We start from the raw sequence: 19725 nt of genomic DNA, 5'->3' as shown, positions 1-19725 counted from the left end.
CAGCATTACCAGGACAGGCATACAGCATGACCAGGACAGACACACTATTCGTAGTTAGGACAATTGATGATGAAGGGGAAAGATGAAATTTCTTAGTCCGGATCAGTATCAGAAAGCTTGTCATGAGCGGTTTGATTATTATCGGAATCAAGTATGGAGGCTGTTGCCAGCGGCAAGCGTGGAACACGTCGGATCTTCTTCTATCCCTGGTGCTATTTCAAAAGGGGATCTTGATATTTTGATCGGTGTTGAGGCGCACGAACTGGAAGCCTCTGTACGTGTTCTGATCACCTTGGGGTTTCAGGAAAAGAAAAACACATTGAGAACAGCTGAGCTATGCATGCTTGAGTCAACAAGCGAAGATGTGGCTTTTCAGGTGGTAGCGATAGGTTCAGAGTTCGAGTGCTTTATGGATTTTCGTGACAGGTTACGCGCATCACCAGATTTAGTGGTTCAGTACAATGAATTAAAGAAATCGTGTGAGGGTTTGTCACACGACGAGTACCGTGAAAAAAGTCGAGGTTTATTGATCACGTTTTAGCACAGGTATAGCGCGGGAGATAATTAACAAGGACAGTCATGATAGTTAAAAGTCGTGAGGAGTTACAAGGACAGGCATCCATAAGGCAGAGGGCCATAAAGACTTTCACGAGATTCAAAAATTCACTTTCATTGACATCTTTTAAAAGCTGATTTGCAGTGTATTGAATGCTAAGTCAGATTTTACGCTATTGATCTGATTTTCAGGCGAGTGGCGGCATACGAATGCATCGCTGTTGAGGATTTATTTGCTGTGAATGGGTTATGGGATCTGCAAACCAATACATCGTTGCCGGTTCAGTTTCGGTAAAACGGCTTGAATTGACGAGGCTGTTCCAATGAGGATGCCTGTCTCTATTTGGGTGCAGATCTTCAGCCACACATCAGAGTGTAAACCGAGCCGTTCAAGGATGGGATGCTGGGTTGAGCAAATATGGTGACGTGTCCCTTCTTTGATTTGCCTTCCGGTCCACTCAACCAGTTCAAGATAATCGAACAGCCGAAATGGCAGTCCTTCTGGCATCTTATTTCTTGGGTTACCAGCGAAGGGAAAAAGACAGGGCGCTGCAGCTTGGTTGCGTTGAAGCGATGCGATGCGCGCTTTCACCGAAGTGTAGGCGGAGGTTTCCGGAGTATCTGCGATACCGGCCCGAATCGGGTTCAAGTCAACGTATGCCATGGCCGCAACCAAGGCTTTTTCATCCAGCAATGCCTGGCTTTTGAAACGGCCTTCCCAAAAATGACCGGTGCAGTTGTCTTCCTGATTGGCTTTACTGGCAATGTACTGATTGAGCAGGCGCATGAACCAGCTGATGGAACAAAGCCGCTCGCGCCAGGTTTTGATGATGGTTAAGCAAGCAGAATGTTCAGCCTCGGATAAAGCCTCGTGCTTTAAAAACCGCTGAATCAGCACAGGGGCGCGATGTAAGGTGAGCCAGCGCTCTATAACTTCATGGTTCGAGATGCGGTGGGCCTGATCCCTGTTGATATGCAGAACGACATGGTAGTGATTGCTCATAATGGCGTAGGCACAAACATCGACACAGAAGACATTGGCGATGCGTTTCAACCGCTTCTCAACCCATCCCCGCCGGTGTTCATAGCTGGTCTTGGTCAGTTCATCGTAGCCGCAAAGAAAGGAGCGGCGAACACAGCGGGAAACACAATGGTAGTAGGGCGTTGCTTCTATGCTGATTAATTGACTGCGAGCTGTCGTCATTGGGAGTCACAATAATTAAACTGGATGAATATACAGTATATGTCTGTGCTGGTCGAAAAAAGGAGCAAATCACGAAGTGGGGATCTGGGTCAGAACCTCATGAAACTGATGAGGTTATTTTTTTCTTCACGTGTCTGTCCTGGCTTTTCTTCTTCTGCGGCAGGTTGGCTTCATCTTTTGTCATCATTCGGGCGAATGCTGCTTGTTATTTACAGTATTTTCTCGCCTAATCTGAGCTATTCTGAAGCGCTGAAATTGCAGAGTCTCAGGGAGTAACAAGGACAGACACGTTAAACTGAGTGAATCTTTTTTTGTGTCTGTCCGCGTATTGACTTGTATTTATTGTGTCTGTCCCTGTATTTTTTCAGGACGACATTCAGGGAGTGGTGAGAGTGCAGATGAAGACAATCGGGCTGATCGGTGGCATGAGCTGGGAAAGCACAATCGGGTATTACCGGACGATTAACGAAGGGGTAAAAAATACGCTTGGGGGCCTCCACTCGGCTAAAATTCTTCTTCATAGTGTGGACTTTGCACCGATTGAACAATTACAGCGCAGTGGCAACTGGGCAGGTGCGGCTGAGATACTGGTTGATGCAGCAAAAAGTGTGGAGTCTGCAGGTGCCGACTTTGTGCTGATCTGCACGAATACCATGCATAAAGTCGCCCCGGAGATAGAACAGAGTATCAGGATTCCATTGCTTCATATTGCTGATGCAACGGGTGAAAAACTTGTCAAAGACGGGATCAGAAAAGTAGGCTTGTTAGGCACTGCATTTACAATGGAGCAGTCTTTCTATAAAGATCGTTTGTCGGAAAAGTATGGCCTTGAAGTTGTGATACCCGGCGAAAAAGATCGAAAGCGGGTTCACGACATCATTTATGACGAGCTTTGTCTGGGTAAGATTAATGCGGCATCTCGTCATGAGTATATTCGTATCGTCCATGCGTTAGAGCTGGCTGGTGTGGATGCCGTGATTTTGGGCTGTACTGAAATTGGTATGTTAATCTCTCAGGAGCATGCTGGCATCCCGCTGTACGATACGACGGCTATTCATGCCGCCAAAGCCGTAGCATGGGCAACCTCTTGAAGTGATGCCAACACTGACCTGAGGTTGGTTAACGCCGACCCGCGTGGGAGAGATGAATGAAATCACCTGTATCCAGCGAAGCAGTACAACGCCAAATTGATCATCTGTATCGCAACGAATCCCGCAAAGTGTATGCGAGCTTAATTCGTTTACTGGGTGATTTTAACCTCGCGGAAGAGGCGCTGCACGATGCGTTCAGCACAGCGTTAACCCAGTGGCCGAAAGAGGGGATTCCTGATAACCCCAGCGCCTGGCTGGTGTCTGTCGGACGTTTCAAAGCCATCGATCATCTGCGCCGGCAAAAACGGCAAGTCGAGATTGTCTCAGAGCTGCTTGATGATCCCGATGACACATCTTTTATCCGCACTAACACTGAAAGCCCATTCGAATTCGATGGTCAGGTGATTGAAGACGATCAACTGAGATTAATCTTTACCTGCTGCCATCCGGCCATAGATGCCAAAGTGCAGGTCGCGCTCACGCTGAGGGAAGTGTGTGGTTTGACCACGGAAGAGATCGCCAGCGCTTTTTTGACGTCGCCATCCACCATGGCCCAGCGTATTGTGCGGGGTAAGGCAAAAATCCGTGAAGCAAACATTCCTTTTCAGCTTCCTTCAGAAACAGAATTGCCAGACAGAATAGAGTCCGTGCTGTCTGTTATTTATCTGGTCTACAACGAAGGCTACTCCGCATCGGCAGGCGAGCAAGTCACACGTTCTGATCTCACAGCTGAAGCCATTCGTTTGGCGCGTTTAGTGGGATCTTTACTGCCCGACGCTGAAGTGTCTGGCTTGCTGGCGCTTATGCTGCTCAATGAATCCCGCCGCGGCGCCCGAACGGATTCACGCGGCGACATCGTATTGCTGGAAGATCAGGATCGCAGGTTGTGGGATGCCGCTCTGATACAAGAGGGAATTGTTTTAGTACAGAGTGCGCTGGAAACCAGACATATTGGCTATTACACATTACAGGCCGCGATTGCGGCGGTCCATGCCCAGGCGACAGATATCATCAGCACTGATTGGGCGCAGATAGTGTCGCTGTATTCCCTGCTGCTTCAAGTGGCACCCTCTCCAGTCATTGAACTGAATCGAGCTGTCGCTGTGGCAATGCGTGATGGGCCGCAGGCCGGGATTGAGATCGTCGAACGCCTGCTTGAACAAAAAGTCCTCCAAACCTATCACCTCACCTATGCCACCTATGGCGAATTACTGAGCCGGGCCAGCCGGGTACAGGAAGCTATCTCTGCATTTGAGCACGCGCTGAGCCTGACTCAGCAAGCCCCGGAACAACGCATTCTCAGACGAAAGCTGGCACGGCTGACAACACCTAAATAGTTACCTGTCAAAAGATAAAAATTTTTTCACGCGTTGTCGATTTTCTAAAGGTTCACTCGACTATTGTGTAGAGAGCAAAAAGAAGTCGCTCTTCTTTTAATCTGAATACACAACAGGAGATGCACAATGAAAGTCATGGTTATAGTGAAAGCCAGTGAAAGTTCGGAAGCCGGTAAAATGCCAACCCAGGAGTTGTTACTGGCCATGGGCGAGTTTAATGAAACCCTGGTGAAAGCCGGCGTCATGGCATCGGGCGATGGATTAAAACCCAGCAGTGAAGGTGTTCGTGTACGTTTTAAAGGCAGCGAACGTACCGTGACCAAAGGGCCATTTGCTGAAACCAATGAGCTAGTGGCCGGATATTGGGTCTGGAATGTCAGCTCGATGGACGAAGCCGTTGAGTGGGTTAAAAAATGTCCGAACCCGATGGAAGAGGCGTCCGACATTGAAATTCGTCCTTTCTATGAAATGGACGATTTTGCTGAAATCGACAGCGACGGATCGGCTCGTGCACAAGAAACTCAGTTAAGGCAAACACTTGCGATGCAAAAAGCGCAATCACACTGTTATCTGTTTTTCTCTGGCTGCTGTGAAGAGGCGCTGGAATATTACCAGAAACACCTCGGCGCCAGTGTGGTCATGCTATTTCGGTTCAATGAAAGCCCGGATCCTGTGCCCGAGGGGATGTTACCTCCCGGCTTTGAAAACAAGGTGATGCACTGCGAATTTACGGTCGGAAACATGACACTTTTTGCCTCAGACGGCTGTGGTGACGAGGGGCCGTTTACCGGGTTCAATCTGTCATTAACGATTGACTCCGAAGCGGAAGCGCGTCGTGTATTTGATGCGCTGGCAGACGGTGGTTCGGTTCGAATGCCGCTGGATAAAACCTTCTGGTCACCTTTATATGGTCAGGTAACGGATAAATTTGGCATGGGCTGGATGGTGATGTTACCCGGCGACGACAGCCAGCAGTAACCGGTATCTGAAACCAGACAGGGAGTATCAGGGCAATGAAATATGTAGCTTTGGTCTATTACGACGAATCAATCATGAAGTCGCTCTCGCAAGACGAGTGGGATGCGCTCAACCGTGAGTGTATCGATTGCGGTGAATCTCTGCGATCCCGTGACTATATGCTTGGCGGCGAGGCGCTGTTATCCATCCAGACGGCAACCACCTTGCGCGTCCGCAATGGCAAGGTGGACATTACAGACGGCCCGTTTGCAGAAACCAAAGAACAGCTGGCAGGTTTCTACCTGTTAGATGTCAGAGATCTGAATGAAGCGATTCAGATGGCCAGCAAGATCCCGCCGGCACGCTACGGCAGCGTAGAAATTCGTCCGGTACGCGAGTTGCAGGGCGAAAATAACGTGAGTTATCAAGACGCAGAGGTGCGTGAAGCACCATAGGCAAAGGAGAAAGAACATGAGTTATGTTGATGGTTTTGTTTGCGCTGTGCCAACAGACAAACGAGAGGAATACCGACAACATGCCGCAGAAGCCGCACAGGTTTTTAAAAAGTACGGCGCCGAGCGTGTGGTCGAAACCTGGGGCGATGATATACCCGATGGCGAAGTCACGTCTTTTCCGATGGCAGTTCAATGTAAAGACAGTGAGACTGTGGTGTTTTCATGGATCCAATGGTCTTCAAAAGCGGCACGAGACGAAGGCATGGCCCTGTTCATGAAAGATCCTATCTGTGATCAGAATCTGAATCCCATGCCGTTTGATGGTAAGCGCCTTATTTATGGCGGGTTCGAAACTATCGTCGATTGCTAGAAAACTGTAGATAGGGGCTAAGAAACGCGGTGCTGTCATGCACCGCTTAGTCTGCTGAACCAAAAGGAAAAACGCATGATTGTCATTGCTCGGTTTTCATTTCCCCATGAAGCGCATATTGCCAAAGCCAGTCTTGAGGCTGCCGGTATTGTTAGCCATCTGGCTGACGAGCATACAGTGAATGTGCAGTGGCTGTATTCCAATGCAATGGGCGGCGTACGCCTGATGGTGGCGAAACAAGATGCTGAGCAAGCGCGCAGTATTTTAAGCTGTGACTTTTCTCAGGCTGTCGAGGACAGTCATCTCTTTTCCGGGAAAGCGGATGTCTGTCCGCACTGCGCAAGTCATGATTTAATGCCGTATACACAGGGGAAAAGGCCCGCTTTTGTTGTTTTCCTCTTACTTGGCTTTCCCTTGTTTTTTTACCGACATGGCTATCGATGCAAGGCTTGTGGCGAGTTCACTGAAAAGCTTTGAGCCTGTATTTCTTACCGTGACTGTCCCGGTAATCCTTCGTTTCTTAAAGTGTCTGTCCCGATATCCCTGCCAGCGCTGGCGACAAGCCGCTTGTGACGTGAGGCATCTATCGCTTTGTCTGATGTCTGTCCTTATAGTCTGGGACTGTGCCTGTCCCGATTTCCCTATCCCGATTTCCCTAAACCCCTTCTGATATTCCTCCTTCCTATGTCTGTCCTGGTGTTTTTTCGCTATGAAAAAGTACATGGCTCATGACGCTTGTTTGCAAATGAAGCTAATGACAACTCTATCTTTAATGGGCTAATTTAACAGAGTTATTCTTCTTGGTATAAAGTAGCCATATCTGAGAGGTAAGCAGATTATTGTCGCTTCCATTGGTGGTTATTTGGAAGGTTTGTTGTTGTTGATGAACAGGCTAAGCGTTATATTTTATTGCTTCCATTTTTGGTATCTGCTTTTGATCACGCCTTGAATTGTTGAACTCTCTTTGTTTCTTTAAATAGTATTAAGTGACTCGAGATAAGTTCTTTTGTTGATATAAAAAACATATTCTTGTGTTTAATCTCCCGCCAACTGACTTATCGGTTAATTGTCAGGATTTCAGAGTCACACCTTAATTGACCATGTTCTTATTAGAACGTGCGACACAAAGGCTTTATATGTTCAATATTTTAAAATCGTTCGGTCGTTCAGATTCGCCCGTTTCTCTGTTTATGAACAAACAGGTGTTTGCCATTTTGTTGTTTGCCAGTGCAAATGCGGCTGTGAATCCCTATAAAAATATTTTTGGTGTCGATGTTATTGGTCTGCAGGAGATTTACTACAGTTTAGTGATTCTACTGTCGGGTGTAATCATTACCTTCTTCAGTATTTATTTCGGTATGCGATCCGATAAAGAAGGCAGCTTTGTAAAGTATATTATTATTTGCAGTATTTGTGGTGTGTTTGGAAATATTACACTTTATGTCTGGCCGAATGAGTATACGTACTTTTTAGCGAATTGCTTACTACTACCTGTCTTTTGCGTATTGAACTCATTAATTTTTGGTTATGCTGCGGCGAAGCGTAATGCGGATGGTTCTGAAAATGCGCACAATGAGAATGCGGCACTGCGTTCGACCTACTCAATGGGGTATGTGTTAACCCTGGGTATGATTGGGATGCTAGCGCTCCAAAAAGAACAGCTCATCTTTATCTGGTTGTTTTCTGGCATTATGTGCTGTTTGATTTTTACCTTGTACTTTAAAGAAAAGTTTGTCAATGAAAGCCATAAATCCATGTTGTCTTCTGAACCTATCTCTAAAGTATTTCATACTTCGAATATTATCAAATTGGTCAGTGTGTCGCTTGTTACCAACATGCTGTTTACATTAGATGCGACTGTGCCTTTTATTATTGTTAATCAGGTGCAGGGAGAGTATTCCGATATCGGGGTATTTGAAGCCGGTATTGCTGTGTTTGAGGTTTTCTTTATTTTTTATTGGTCGAAGTCAGCGCAAAGAAAGAAAACATCCAGTGTAATAATCATGGGAGCAGTCATCTTTTCATTGTCGACCATGCTGTTGTCTGTAACGCAGAATATTGTTCATGTCTACCTGTTAATTCCTTTGATTGCATTAGGTGCGGCATGTCTGATTAGTATCCCTATCGGATTTTTGCAATCGCTGGCTGAAGGAAGACCGGGTGTTGGTAGTTCGTTGCTGTCCATTTCATTCTTTGTCTCGTCCTCGGTTTCATCTGTTGTTTACTTCTTCGGTAATTATTTCTTTGATATCAGCATGACCATATTTATTTCATCGGCTGTTGGCTTGTTAGGTTTGACCATTTTATACCTAGCTGACAGACGGTAATTTTCGCCCGAAAGGGAATTTAATAAAGGAGAGAAAATGTCGACGTTTTGTGTAGTCGGAGGGGGACTGTCTGGCCTTGAGTTTGCGCTTTATTCCGCGATTCAGGGCAACAAGATTGTGGTTTATGAAGCCGGACCGGACTTGCGGAAAGAACATGTGCATTTTGATACCCGTGTTTTGCAAGGGGATGAAAAGAAAGTGCACTGGACGGCGGATGAACATTGGGCCATCGGTGGCATCAGTGAACGGCTGGGAGGTCGTTCGCTGTGTTACCACGGGGTTATGCTGCCGCTTGAACCGCAGGCGATGGCAAGCTGGCCCGAGGTTTGGCAACAGCGCTTAAATGGCCCGGAGGGGTTATATCGTCAGTTGCAGAAGGAATTTACCGGTAAATACCCGGAAATGACCAGACAACAACAGGTTGGTATGCCTTTGACTCATGCGCCTCAGGCTGCGTTTATCGGCGAGAATGCATCATTTTCGTCATACAGCCCTTTATATCAGCTTGAACCTTTTATCCGGGATGGCGTGATCCGAATTGAAAGAGCGACTGTCGCTAAAGTGGAAAAGAAACCGGAAGGCTTTTTTCTGATTGATCAGGACGGGCGCACAGTGAATTCGTTACCGTTCGATAAATGTATTTTGTCGGCATCGGCTTTGGTGAATAACAAGATTATTTCCACATCACTGGGAAAATCCACCACAGCGCAGGTGACCGATCATTACTGCATTGGCGTCGCTGTGAAAGTTGAGCAGGGTGAACGTATTGGTGAATACCGCCATGAAATGTTGTGGCATGGTTTCAGCGAGCATCATGATCTGAATGCCAACATCTTTGTGGTGGAGCGACCAAATCTCGACAGCGGAGATCGCCTTTTGTTACTGATGGCTGTGGTGGAGCAAAACCCGCATCAGTCTGAATTCAGCCAGCTCCATTGTCACTACAGTCAGGGGCAGACCAGGCTGGAGATTCAGTCACATCATTCAGAGGCAGGGATTGAAAACTACAACCGTGTAGCCAGACGCATCGTTGAATTTGCCAGTGAGCAGTTAAGCACTGAATTAGCGCCACTGTTTGACACGCCGACCGAGCAAGCGGGTACGTTCTTCGGCTCGACAGAAAGTACCGAGATAGAGCAGGCACTGGCAGCGTTGAGTCAAACGGAGCAATCCAATGTCTATACGCGATTTATCTTCCCTTACGGTTCGTACGAACACGAGAGCTGTACGCATCCCATAGGCGGAACCGGTGATATTGCTTTAACGAACGACTTGGAGTTAACGGCTATGCCGGGTGTGTATGCCATTGGGCCGGGCGCTTTTCCTCGTCTGGGCATCGCGAATCCGGCCTTAACCATTTGTTCGCTGTCCCGTTGGCTTGCATCACATATTTAAGTAGGAAAAATGATGAATAAACTCGCAACTCTGGGCGGCAGCCCTGTTATTTCAGAACCATTACCCGCCTGGCCCAGCCTGGATCTATCCGTGATGGCAGATATTGAAGCGATCTTAAAAACCGGTGAAATTAACTATTGGACCGGTAAACGAGGCATGGCCTTTGAGAAGGACTTAGCTGCCTATCTCGGTGATGGCTATGTCGTGACCACCACCAATGGTACATCGGCCTTACATACGGCATTTTCTGCATTGGGTATTGGATCGGGTGATGAAGTGATCTGCCAGTCCTATACCTTTATAGCGACCGCATTTTCGATTCTGCAGGCGGGAGCGCTGCCTGTATTTGCCGATGTGGATCATACGCATACGCTTGACCCTCAGTCGGTAGAAAGCAAAATCAGTGAGAAAACCAAAGCCATCGTGGTTGTGCATACATTCGGGGTGCCAACCGATATGGACGCGATTATGGCCATCGCCAGAAAGTATGACCTGAAGGTGATTGAAGATTGCGCTCAGGCCTTGGGTGCCAAATACAAAGGGGCTTATCTTGGGACGATTGGCGATGCCGGTTGCTTCAGTTTCTGCCAGAGCAAACATATCACGACAGGCGGTGAAGGCGGTGCGGTTTACGTTAATTCAGAAGATCTGGTCTGGAAATGCCGCTCGTTCCGCGATCACGGTTACGACGTAGCCAAAAGACTGGGTTTGTTTGAAATTTCGCAGAAACTGCCTTACATCCATACTCAGGTTGGTTTTAACTACCGGATGACAGAAATTCAGTCTGCCATTGGTATCAGGGAGCTCTCTCGCTTTAAGGCAACTGCATTGGAACAGCGAATTCGCAACGGGCGCTACCTGACTGTGTTACTGAAGGAACACCCTTTGGTGAAGCATGCACCGGTTGATGATGAAGTCCGTGGCAACGCTTTCTGGTGGGCGCCGTTTGTGCTGGATATGAGCCAGCTCAGTTGCGACATCAAGACGTTTACCAAAGCCATTGATGCCGAAGGTGTGCCCGGTTATCCGGTGCCCTGGCCGGAAGTTTACAATGAAGATGCCTTCCAGAAACAAAATGGGTTTGGCACGAATAACTACCCATTTAACGATCCGGCCCACAGGCGGATGGATTACACCTTAACGGACTGCCAGGCGGCCAGACAACTGGGAGACAGTTCCATCGTGTTCCATACCCATCCTGTTTATTCAGAACAGCACATGGAAAAATTCGCCACTGCGTTCAATAAAGTCTACAAGCACTATAAAAAGTAACCCGCGTAAAATAATTTTTGATGAGATGGTTGTTCCATTGAGCACCGCCTCCGCATTCGCGGAGGCGTTTTTTTTGCGAATACTGTCTTAACTTTCAGATAAACCGACAAAAAATCTCTGTGTTTGTAACATAATGACCATAATCACTCGTCTCTGAGGCGTAAACTGTGGACATCAAACCTGAGTTAGACCTAACAAGCGATGAGCATGCCGCAATCACAGTGCTTCGCAATAATGCATTTCCCGATCATCAAGTCGCCCGTTCTTATTACAAACAGTTACCGCATATGCGGGCGCTGGAATACCGAGATGGTAGATTAGTCGGTTATCTGGGGCTGGACTATCGTGTGATCAGTGTTGGGGGATGCGTATTTAAGGTGCTTGGCGTTATTGATTTTTGCGTTGCCAAAACGCACCAGGGGCAGGGTATCGGGTCTGCTATGTTGTCTGAGCTCAGCGAGTATTCGCAGCGCCGGGATGTCGACTTCATTATTTTAGTCTCTGATCTGACGAAGTTTTACACGCATAATGGCTTCAGACAGATTCATGCGCCAAGTGCCTGGCTGAGGTTGCATGAGCATAAAAATTTCGGTGTCACCTTTGAACATCTTGATGATCTGTTTATGAAGCCCATCAGCGGTAAACGCTGGGAGTCTGGGTATGTTGATTGGCTGGGTTATCTATTTTAAAGGCCAGCGGTTTTGAGCCTCCTGAGTGGCAGGTGATAGACATGCGACGGTGCGCCATTTGTGAATCATAAGAAGGAATCTGACTGTGACATATGAGGAATACAATGCATTCTGCCGTTCTTTGCCCGCAACGACATACGTAGTTCAGTGGGGAGGCGCTCATGTCTGGAAAGTGGGGGGCAAAGTCTTTGCCATTGGCGGTTGGGATACATCGGGCGGGCCAGCATTTACATTCAAAGCTTCTGAGCTCAATTTTCAGATCTTAAAAGATGAACCCGGATTCAGACCTGCACCCTATCTGGCTTCGCGGGGGATGAAGTGGATTCAGCAAACGGATACCGACCAGACAAAAGATGAAGCACTCAAATATTATCTCAAAGAGTCACACCGTATTGTGTCTTTAGGGCTCAGCAAGAAAAAACAAAAAGAACTCGGCTTGAATCAGGGTGAATAAAAATTTTTATAACATCAGAGCACTGAAACCTTTGCCCGATAAGAACGGCTATCACCTGAGTACTTAGAAACGTTCGGGTTGATTCTGTGCCATGGAGTACTGAAAATGGACGACTGTTTGATATCGATAGCGATGAAACTTCGGCACTAAGCTCATTGCGACGAAATAAGCGTTATTGATCAGTGCCGTTCTGAATGGTGTCTCTGGGCTTCTTCGATGGATGGGGGAGTCGTTTTGCGCCAAATGCCAGTCCCGTTGCTTGGGCCAGTATGCATCTTCAAAGCATTTGAGCTCTGTTTCATCACTTAGCAGGTAAAGAGCCCTAAAGGATGATTCTGAATATATGTGTTTAAAATGAATAGCTTACACCTAATTTCAAAGTGTGTGATCTCACGTTGACAATCAGGTAGACTGATTGACGGCAGGCAATATCACATATTAGTTTAAGCTGACCAAACCATAACAGTGTCATCCTTAACCAGAGCGATCGTTCTGGTTTTTTTGTATTATTCCTAATTTCACTTCACGCACCATGACAAGATTTGCAGGACAGGTGATATGTTTTTCAGAAAATTGAAGCAACAAAACCATGAGTTGCAAGCAGAGCTATATGCTTTAGCGCAGGTTAAAGAGAGTTTAGAGTCTGATCTGCTGCGATTGACGTTGGAGGAGAGTGGGAGAGTAATATCCGCTAATCCATTGTTCCAAAATGATATTTTTTTGCCTCTGGAAGACGTTAAAGGAAAACACATTGCTGATTTAGTGCCTCTGCAGGCGCGGGACACCCGTCACTTTCATCTGATGTCTGATGCTATCAGGCAGGGGAAGCACTGGAATGGTGCGTTGCAAATTTTAAAAGGAAATGGTGAAGAAGCCTGGTTACGGGCTATCCTTCAACCTATTTTGTCTACGGATGGCGTGATGAAACATATTGTGATTTACGCCTCTGAGCTTACCAGAACCATTACAATGTCGCGTGAGCAAGAGGATCTGATTAATGCTTTAAACCGTTCTACGGCAGTCATCGAGTTCACGTTAGACGGTATGATTATCGACGCGAACAGCAACTTTCTGGCGTCTATGGGTTATGAAAAAACGAAAATTGTCGGGCAGCATCATCGCATTTTCTGCGAGCCTTCTGAAGCTAACTCTCCCGAATATCGCGCGTTTTGGCAAAGACTGGGACAAGGGGATTTTGTTTCTGATCGGTTTAAACGGATCGACAGTCATGGCAATGTCGTCTGGTTAGAAGCGTCTTACAACCCCATCTATAACGCGCATGGTCAGTTATATAAAGTCGTTAAATTTGCCACCGTGATTACGGATCAGATCAATCGTGAGATTGCGATTGCGGAAGCCGCTGACATTGCTCATGAAGTCTCGACGGAGACCGGTCAGCAGACGACGCAAGGCAAACAAGTGATTGATTCAACCATAGAGAAAATGGAAGCGTTAACAAAAGTGATGGAAAAAGCGAATGCTGGTATCCAGGCACTGTATGAGCAATCTCAGAAAATTAACGAGTTGGTTGGCAGCATCAATGGGATAGCGGCGCAAACTAACCTACTGGCGCTGAATGCAGCCATTGAAGCGGCCAGAGCAGGTGAACAGGGACGTGGTTTTGCCGTTGTGGCGGATGAAGTCCGTCAACTCGCCTCCAGGACAAGCCAGACCACTGAAGAAATTGTTGCTGTGGTTACTGAGAATTTAACCTTAACGGGAAATGCGGTTCACCTGATTGAACAGGGGTTGTCTCAGGCATCTGACACACTCGCCCTGTCCAATAAAGCCGGGCAAATGATGAGTGATATCCGTAAAGGGGCCGAGAAAGTGGATATGGCGGTTGGCAGTTTTACCAAACAGCTATAGCGATGAAAAGATAAAGCTCAGTTTGATCTGATCGATATTGAGCGGAATGCGCGTGACGCATTGGGCTGGTGCTATTTCTTCACGATGACATGCTGAAGAAATGGCACCCATGCTTCATTCTGGCTACTGATCCTTGCTGATTTTTCGATGAATTTCTCGCAAGTTCCCGCGTCTTTTTACTGAGAATATTGTTCTGTTGACGCTCTTTCTCTGGGCCTGCCACGAAACAAATCACAATTATAGGTTGCTACCCGGGAGTGAAAGCCTCAGAATGTCGGACTTTTCGCCGTCAGAGAGTTAGGCGAACATTCACATCATTAACAATTGAGAATCATATATGGGTTTTGCCTCAACAGGTCTTTCTGCGCCAATCCTGAAAGCTATTCAAGAAAAAGGATACGACACTCCCTCACCAATTCAAGCACAGGCTATTCCAGCAGTGTTAGATGGCAAAGACGTCATGGCTGCAGCTCAGACGGGAACAGGTAAAACCGCTGGCTTTACATTACCGATTCTTGAGCGTCTTTATCAGGGCCCGCAGGTTCGCAGTAACCAAGTGCGTGCGCTTATCTTAACGCCGACACGTGAGCTGGCAGCACAGGTGCAGGAAAGCGTGTCTGTCTACAGCCGTCATCTGCCGTTGAGCAGTGCTGTGGTGTTTGGTGGGGTAAAGATTAATCCGCAGATGCTGCGTTTGCGCAAAGGCGCAGATATTCTGGTGGCAACACCAGGGCGTCTGATGGATTTGTATAACCAGAATGCAGTGAAATTTGATCAGCTGGAAGTCCTGGTGCTGGATGAAGCTGACCGCATGCTCGATATGGGCTTCATCCGCGATATTCAGAAAATTCTCAAACTGCTTCCTGCGAAACGTCAGAATTTGCTGTTTTCAGCAACGTTTTCTGAAGAAATTCGCACCCTGGCGAAAGGCCTGGTAAACAACCCTGTTGAAATTTCTGTCAATACCGCGAACTCAACGGCACGGACGGTTGAGCAGTGTATTTATCCGGCTGATGTGAAGAAGAAAGCGCCTATGCTGGTCAAACTGATCAAGGATGGCGACTGGCAGCAAGTGTTGGTGTTTACCCGTACGAAGCACGGCGCAAACCGCCTGGCAGCATTTTTGTCTGAAGAGAAGCTGGCTTCTGCGGCCATCCACGGTAATAAGAGTCAGGGCGCGCGAACCAAAGCGCTGGCTGATTTTAAATCGGGCAAAATTCGCGTGTTAGTGGCGACAGATATCGCGGCACGTGGCATCGATATTCCTCAGTTACCACAAGTGGTGAACTTTGAGCTGCCCAATGTGGCGGAAGATTATGTTCACCGTATCGGACGTACAGGCCGTGCAGGCGAGACAGGTAAAGCGATTTCGCTGGTGTGCGCTCAGGAAGCTGACGAGTTGTTTGGCATTGAGCGTTTAATTCAGCAACTGCTGCCGCGTATGGAACTGGACGGTTACAAGCCGAGTAATCCATTGCCGGAGTCTAAGCTGGACTCGCGTCCGATCAAACCGAAAAAGCCGAAGAAACCGAAGTCCAATAAACCGCGCTCAGGCCAGGCTCAGGGCGAGAGAAACAATGCCGGCGGGAATTCTGCGCAAAAGCCAAGGCGCAGAACGAATGGCCAGGCTAATGCTGCAAACAAAAATGGTGCCGGACGTTCTGAAGCGGGTCAATCAGCGGGTAATGCAAGACCTGCCGGTAACGCAGCTGGCGGCAACAAGCGTCCTGCTCAGCGTCACAGAGCGCGTCCGCAATCGGCGTAATGCCTTTCTGAGCAGTGACACCTGAAACGCAACAAGCCTGTCCCGGACAGGCTTGTTGCGTTTGAACAGGTCTTAATTTTCGCTGGTGGTTTGTGTAATGCAATGTTTGGCCAACTCACGATACCGGGCCTGCATGGTATCGACGAAATCGTTGGCATCGTCAAAATGACTGACCGGCTCACCAACCACCACATCACAGTTAAATGGCACGAACATCGCGGTGCCTCTGGGTAAAGAACGGCCAAGACCACGCATGACGACCGGGATAACCGGGCAGCCCTCATGATCTTTCACTAAATGATAAATGCCTTTCTTAATGCCGCTCATGGTTTCCGGCTCGCCCCGGCTGCCTTCAGGGAAGATGATCAGTATATCGCCCTGTTCCAATGCCTGATGGCATTCCTGTAATACCGCTTCCCGTTGGCTGGGTGAAGGAGAGCGCCTCAACGGAATAATGCCGATGACGTTCAGGGACAGCCAGGCCACGACTTGATTGGCCAGAAAGTAATCCGCCGCGGCGACCGGACGAACTTTATGGACGATGGAAATAGGAAACAGCGCCAGTAACACCAGGGTATCTAAGTGGCTGTTGTGGTTAGCCGCAACCACAACCGGGCCATTAGCAGGCAGGTTTTGTCGCTGGATAATATTCAGGCCAAGGCCAATAAAGACCAGCGGCTTAACAATGAAGAGGATAAATAACACCTTGAGCACGTGAGCCATGGAATCCTCAATAGTAGAGATAGTAAATGTAGTGGAAGAACAGCGGCGCTGTGAACATCAGGCTGTCGATGCGATCCAGAATCCCACCGTGGCCCGGAATAAACTGACTCGTGTCTTTGATCTGCAAATCACGTTTCACCGAAGAAATCACTAAATCCCCGATAAACCCACTGAACGCAATGATCATCCCGGCGACCAGACCCTGCAGCGAGGTGAGGGGCGTGAGATAGGGCGCGACGAAATACGACACCAGAATCACGGTTGCACTGCCGCCGATAAAACCTTCCCAGGTTTTGTTCGGGCTGACTTTGGGCACTATTTTGTGTTTGCCGAAAGACTTGCCCCAGACGTACTGACAGACATCGTTAAACTGGGTAAATACCAGCAGAAACAGCAGCATGCCCAAGGATCCGGCGTCCGGATTCAGGCTGGGCAAGACCAGCAGATAGGCCATGTGACTGATACAAAATACGGTCAGCATCATGGCCCAGTGAATGATACCGGCGGAGCGGATAAAGCCTTTGGTATCGCCAATCAGTACCATCACCATCGGCAGGTACAGGAAGACATACACAGGGATGAAAATGATGAACATGCCGTACCAGCCAATCGACAGCCAGTAATACTGAAAAGGAATCGACAGATAGGCCCAGAAGATCACGCGGCGATCTGTCATTCGGGTCGGCACGATAGACAAAAATTCTTTCAGCGCCATAAAACTCAGAAAACCGACAAAAAACAGCGTATAGGTCAGCGGCAGGTAGAGGACAACAAAAACAATCCCAATCATCCACCACCAGGAGCGGATACGCAGTTTCAGTTCAAGGTAATCTCTGTCCGGGTGGGCGCGTGATTTCCACAAATACACCAGCGTCCCTGTGACCAGGACGGCAATGATGGCGAGCATCAGGTACAGCGAATGGGAAGGAATACTATTCATTGTCTGCGCTTTCCTTATCAGTCTGCTCTGACGCTTTAAAGCGGTAAATACCCACCAGACGGCGCCAGGTGGTCATCACAGATCCAACCAGCATGATCGCCAGCGCGGCGTCCAGCGTGTAGGCCAGCACCTCTGGCAGCAAGGTGAACACCTGGCTGGCGAACAAGACCAGGAAGCTCACGGTCAGCAGCGCCATTCTGTGCTGTTTGGCCATAGGCCCGCGGAAGTCGGCCGGACAGCCCATGCTGACCCCTAATACGCGAACGTACGCCGTCAGCACGGCGACCAGGGCGCACAGCCATGCTAGTGTCATCCCGATATCAGACTGAGTTGCAAAGCCTGCGGCCAGGATCAACAGCGGGTCAGCAATGCGATCCGGCACGTCATTGAATAATTCACCTGCCGGGGTTTTCTTGCCGCCTTCTACAGCGACCATGCCATCGAACAGATTGCACAGCAGCCGCAACTGGATACAGGCTGCAGCGACAAGCAACAGGACACTGCACGCAGAGGCCTTGTACCAAAGCATTGAGAGCAGGCCGATGATGGCAAAGGCGATACTCATCAGGGAGATCTGGTTCGGTGTGATGTTTTTCTGGCTTAACCAGATCGCAATACGCTTGGTTAAAGCCGTCTCCCTGACGGCAAGGGGACGCCGGTTGGATTCTGATTCGTGCTGATTCTTCATGTTTATGGCTTATAGAAAAAGAAAGATGAGCTGGCCGATCTGAGTATTAAAGAGCGTTATTCATCTGCGTAAATAAGACGGATGCACGATGGCAGATAAAATGGGCCACAGAATGCCTTCGGTCTTGTCAATCGAACTCGCCAGCAAGGAGACATAAACATAAATGGAATCGATTGAATATCAAGCGATTGATTATGACTTTTTGAACTGCTTTCAAACTAAGAGGATGATATCGGGACAGACAGCAGAGACTCAGCGGGATGGCGGGGCAGTGACAGTCTCTGAGATCATGCTGTGGAGGCCAAAATCTTCCACAGCATGACTGGCACAAGCGAATTGGTTTACTGTCGGGCAGTGCGGTATGTACGGAAGGCACTGATCAGGCGCTTGCCTGATAATAAGGTTTCACGTGACTTCACTATGTCTTGGCATTGACCACAGGTAGTTTGGCCTCTTGCCAGGCTTGTATGCCGCCGGCCAGTGAAAACACCCGCTTAAATCCCATTTTTTGCAGCGATTCTGCGGCTAAGGCAGAGCGGACACCGGATCGACAGTAAAGGTAAACAGGCTGCTGGGCCATCACTTCAAGCGGATTGCTGTGATGGGCAACCGCTGGGTGCGTATCAAGCTGCATTTCAAGTACGCCCCGGGAAATATGAACGGCTCCTGGCAGCATGCCTGTGTCGACTTCATGGCGTTCGCGAACATCGATTAAAATAATCTCTTGAGTGAGCAGTAAAGCTAACTCATGGCAGTGAATTTCTTCAATACTTTGTTTAGCCTGGTTGGCTAAGTCGCGTCCATTGACAAGCATAATCATATTCCTCTTAACCTCAGAGAGTCATTGAAGGGAGCAGTGAAGGCAGTGACTGGTACAGAATGAATCCTGCCATCAGAATCAAACACACAGAAAAAATACGTTGTAAGCGATGTTGGGGTAACCGCCCGGCCAGTCGCTGCCCGGCTAAACTCCCCGCCACACCAATGACAGCCATGATCGCAATCACAGCCCAATCCAGCTTGGTGTGTGTAAGAGCAAGGACATTCTGGTATTTCAGAAAACCGATCAACGAGTTCATGACGATGATCACCAGGCTGGTCGCCACCGCAGTTTGCATTGTCAGACCACTGAGCAGTACAAGCGCAGGGACAATCAGAAACCCACCGCCGACGCCGACAAATCCGGTCAGCACCCCGACCAGCAGCCCCTGCAATCCGGTCAACCAATATGGCTGAGTCTGAGCATGTGAGGATGCAAGGCCAACCGGCTGGAACATTCGCCACGCCGCAGCCAACATCACGACGGCAAATACTGTCATCTGGATAGCGCCATCCAGATAGCTGGCGAACCAGGCTCCCAGGTAAGTTCCTGCCATACCGGGAAAACCGAACAGCATGACCAAGGGCCAGCTGACTAAACGTTGCCTGATACCACTGAAAGAAGTGATGCTGCTAATGATTCCGACAATAATTAAGGCACTGGCTATTGCTTGTTTCTCTGTCTGTCCCAAACCGTAAGCCAGAATCGGTACCGTGAGAATAGCGCCGCCGGAGCCAAGCATGCCCAGGCTAAGCCCGACAGCGATTGCACCAAAAAAAGGGTGATCATAGAGACCTCAATACTTGCTATGATT

The 19725-nt window shown here is 48.4% G+C and carries 19 protein-coding genes and 1 pseudogene; 14 read left to right on the top strand and 6 right to left on the bottom strand.

The features are described from left to right. Window positions 1-82: 82 nt before the first annotated feature. Window positions 83-552, top strand: a pseudogene (locus P4S53_RS17740) (GrpB family protein). A 250-nt stretch (window positions 553-802) separates the two neighbouring features. Here the strand turns inward: P4S53_RS17740 and P4S53_RS17735 are convergent. After that, window positions 803-1759, bottom strand: coding sequence for a transposase (locus P4S53_RS17735; RefSeq protein ID WP_337113717.1), 957 nt, complete (start codon window positions 1757-1759; stop codon window positions 803-805). Between the two features lie 398 nt (window positions 1760-2157). Here P4S53_RS17735 and P4S53_RS17730 point away from each other — a divergent pair, with 398 nt between their 5' ends. The 13 genes from P4S53_RS17730 (at window position 2158) to P4S53_RS17670 (ending at window position 15740) form a co-directional block, all read left to right on the top strand. After that, window positions 2158-2850 carry an aspartate/glutamate racemase family protein gene (locus P4S53_RS17730; RefSeq protein ID WP_337114527.1) on the top strand — a complete coding sequence of 231 codons (693 nt, stop codon included), beginning with the start codon at window positions 2158-2160 and terminating at the stop codon, window positions 2848-2850. Window positions 2851-2906: 56 nt separating this feature from the next. Further along, window positions 2907-4187, top strand: coding sequence for an RNA polymerase sigma factor (locus P4S53_RS17725; protein WP_337113716.1), 1281 nt, complete (start codon window positions 2907-2909; stop codon window positions 4185-4187). 126 nt (window positions 4188-4313) lie between these two features. After that, complete coding sequence (locus P4S53_RS17720) at window positions 4314-5165, top strand: YciI family protein (protein ID WP_337113715.1); 852 nt, start codon at window positions 4314-4316, stop codon at window positions 5163-5165. Window positions 5166-5200: 35 nt separating this feature from the next. Continuing rightward, the gene (locus P4S53_RS17715) at window positions 5201-5599 is read left to right on the top strand and encodes a YciI family protein (protein WP_337113714.1); all 399 of its coding nucleotides are present in this window, start codon (window positions 5201-5203) and stop codon (window positions 5597-5599) included. Window positions 5600-5615: 16 nt separating this feature from the next. After that, a complete protein-coding gene (locus tag P4S53_RS17710) occupies window positions 5616-5969 on the top strand; it encodes a DUF1428 domain-containing protein (RefSeq protein ID WP_337113713.1) in 354 nt (117 codons plus the stop codon). Window positions 5970-6044: 75 nt separating this feature from the next. Next, window positions 6045-6446: a putative signal transducing protein gene (locus P4S53_RS17705; RefSeq protein ID WP_337113712.1), complete on the top strand. Its 402-nt coding sequence runs from the start codon at window positions 6045-6047 to the stop codon at window positions 6444-6446. A 659-nt stretch (window positions 6447-7105) separates the two neighbouring features. Further along, entirely contained in the window at window positions 7106-8296 is a 1191-nt protein-coding gene (locus P4S53_RS17700; protein WP_337113711.1) for a hypothetical protein, read from the top strand. A 36-nt stretch (window positions 8297-8332) separates the two neighbouring features. After that, complete coding sequence (locus P4S53_RS17695) at window positions 8333-9691, top strand: NAD(P)-binding protein (RefSeq protein WP_337113710.1); 1359 nt, start codon at window positions 8333-8335, stop codon at window positions 9689-9691. A gap of 12 nt (window positions 9692-9703) precedes the next feature. Next, a complete protein-coding gene (locus P4S53_RS17690) occupies window positions 9704-10963 on the top strand; it encodes a DegT/DnrJ/EryC1/StrS family aminotransferase (RefSeq protein ID WP_337113709.1) in 1260 nt (419 codons plus the stop codon). Between the two features lie 167 nt (window positions 10964-11130). Further along, window positions 11131-11652: a GNAT family N-acetyltransferase gene (locus P4S53_RS17685; RefSeq protein ID WP_337113708.1), complete on the top strand. Its 522-nt coding sequence runs from the start codon at window positions 11131-11133 to the stop codon at window positions 11650-11652. Window positions 11653-11737: 85 nt separating this feature from the next. Then, complete coding sequence (locus P4S53_RS17680) at window positions 11738-12106, top strand: MmcQ/YjbR family DNA-binding protein (protein WP_337113707.1); 369 nt, start codon at window positions 11738-11740, stop codon at window positions 12104-12106. A gap of 558 nt (window positions 12107-12664) precedes the next feature. Next, the gene (locus tag P4S53_RS17675) at window positions 12665-13975 is read left to right on the top strand and encodes a methyl-accepting chemotaxis protein (protein ID WP_337113706.1); all 1311 of its coding nucleotides are present in this window, start codon (window positions 12665-12667) and stop codon (window positions 13973-13975) included. A gap of 337 nt (window positions 13976-14312) precedes the next feature. Then, on the top strand, window positions 14313-15740 hold the full coding sequence (locus P4S53_RS17670; RefSeq protein WP_337113705.1) for a DEAD/DEAH box helicase: 1428 nt from the start codon (window positions 14313-14315) through the stop codon (window positions 15738-15740). Between the two features lie 72 nt (window positions 15741-15812). Here the strand turns inward: P4S53_RS17670 and P4S53_RS17665 are convergent, their stop codons facing one another. From P4S53_RS17665 to P4S53_RS17645, 5 genes are all read right to left on the bottom strand, one after another. Further along, the gene (locus P4S53_RS17665; protein WP_337113704.1) at window positions 15813-16463 is read right to left on the bottom strand and encodes a lysophospholipid acyltransferase family protein; all 651 of its coding nucleotides are present in this window, start codon (window positions 16461-16463) and stop codon (window positions 15813-15815) included. 7 nt (window positions 16464-16470) lie between these two features. Beyond that, a complete protein-coding gene (locus P4S53_RS17660) occupies window positions 16471-17403 on the bottom strand; it encodes a phosphatidate cytidylyltransferase (RefSeq protein WP_027253220.1) in 933 nt (310 codons plus the stop codon). Then, entirely contained in the window at window positions 17396-18091 is a 696-nt protein-coding gene (locus tag P4S53_RS17655) for a CDP-alcohol phosphatidyltransferase family protein (protein WP_337113703.1), read from the bottom strand. Before P4S53_RS17655 ends, P4S53_RS17660 begins: the two co-directional genes overlap by 8 nt. A gap of 418 nt (window positions 18092-18509) precedes the next feature. Further along, a complete protein-coding gene (locus tag P4S53_RS17650) occupies window positions 18510-18905 on the bottom strand; it encodes a rhodanese-like domain-containing protein (RefSeq protein ID WP_337113702.1) in 396 nt (131 codons plus the stop codon). 19 nt (window positions 18906-18924) lie between these two features. Continuing rightward, window positions 18925-19677, bottom strand: coding sequence for a sulfite exporter TauE/SafE family protein (locus P4S53_RS17645; RefSeq protein WP_337114526.1), 753 nt, complete (start codon window positions 19675-19677; stop codon window positions 18925-18927). Window positions 19678-19725: the final 48 nt, after the last annotated feature.

Source organism: Photobacterium sp. Hal280 (assembly GCF_037162255.1).
Taxonomy (GTDB): Bacteria; Pseudomonadota; Gammaproteobacteria; order Enterobacterales; family Vibrionaceae; genus Photobacterium.
Note: the sequence above shows the minus strand (reverse complement) of the source record. Positions and strands in the feature narration are given on the sequence as shown.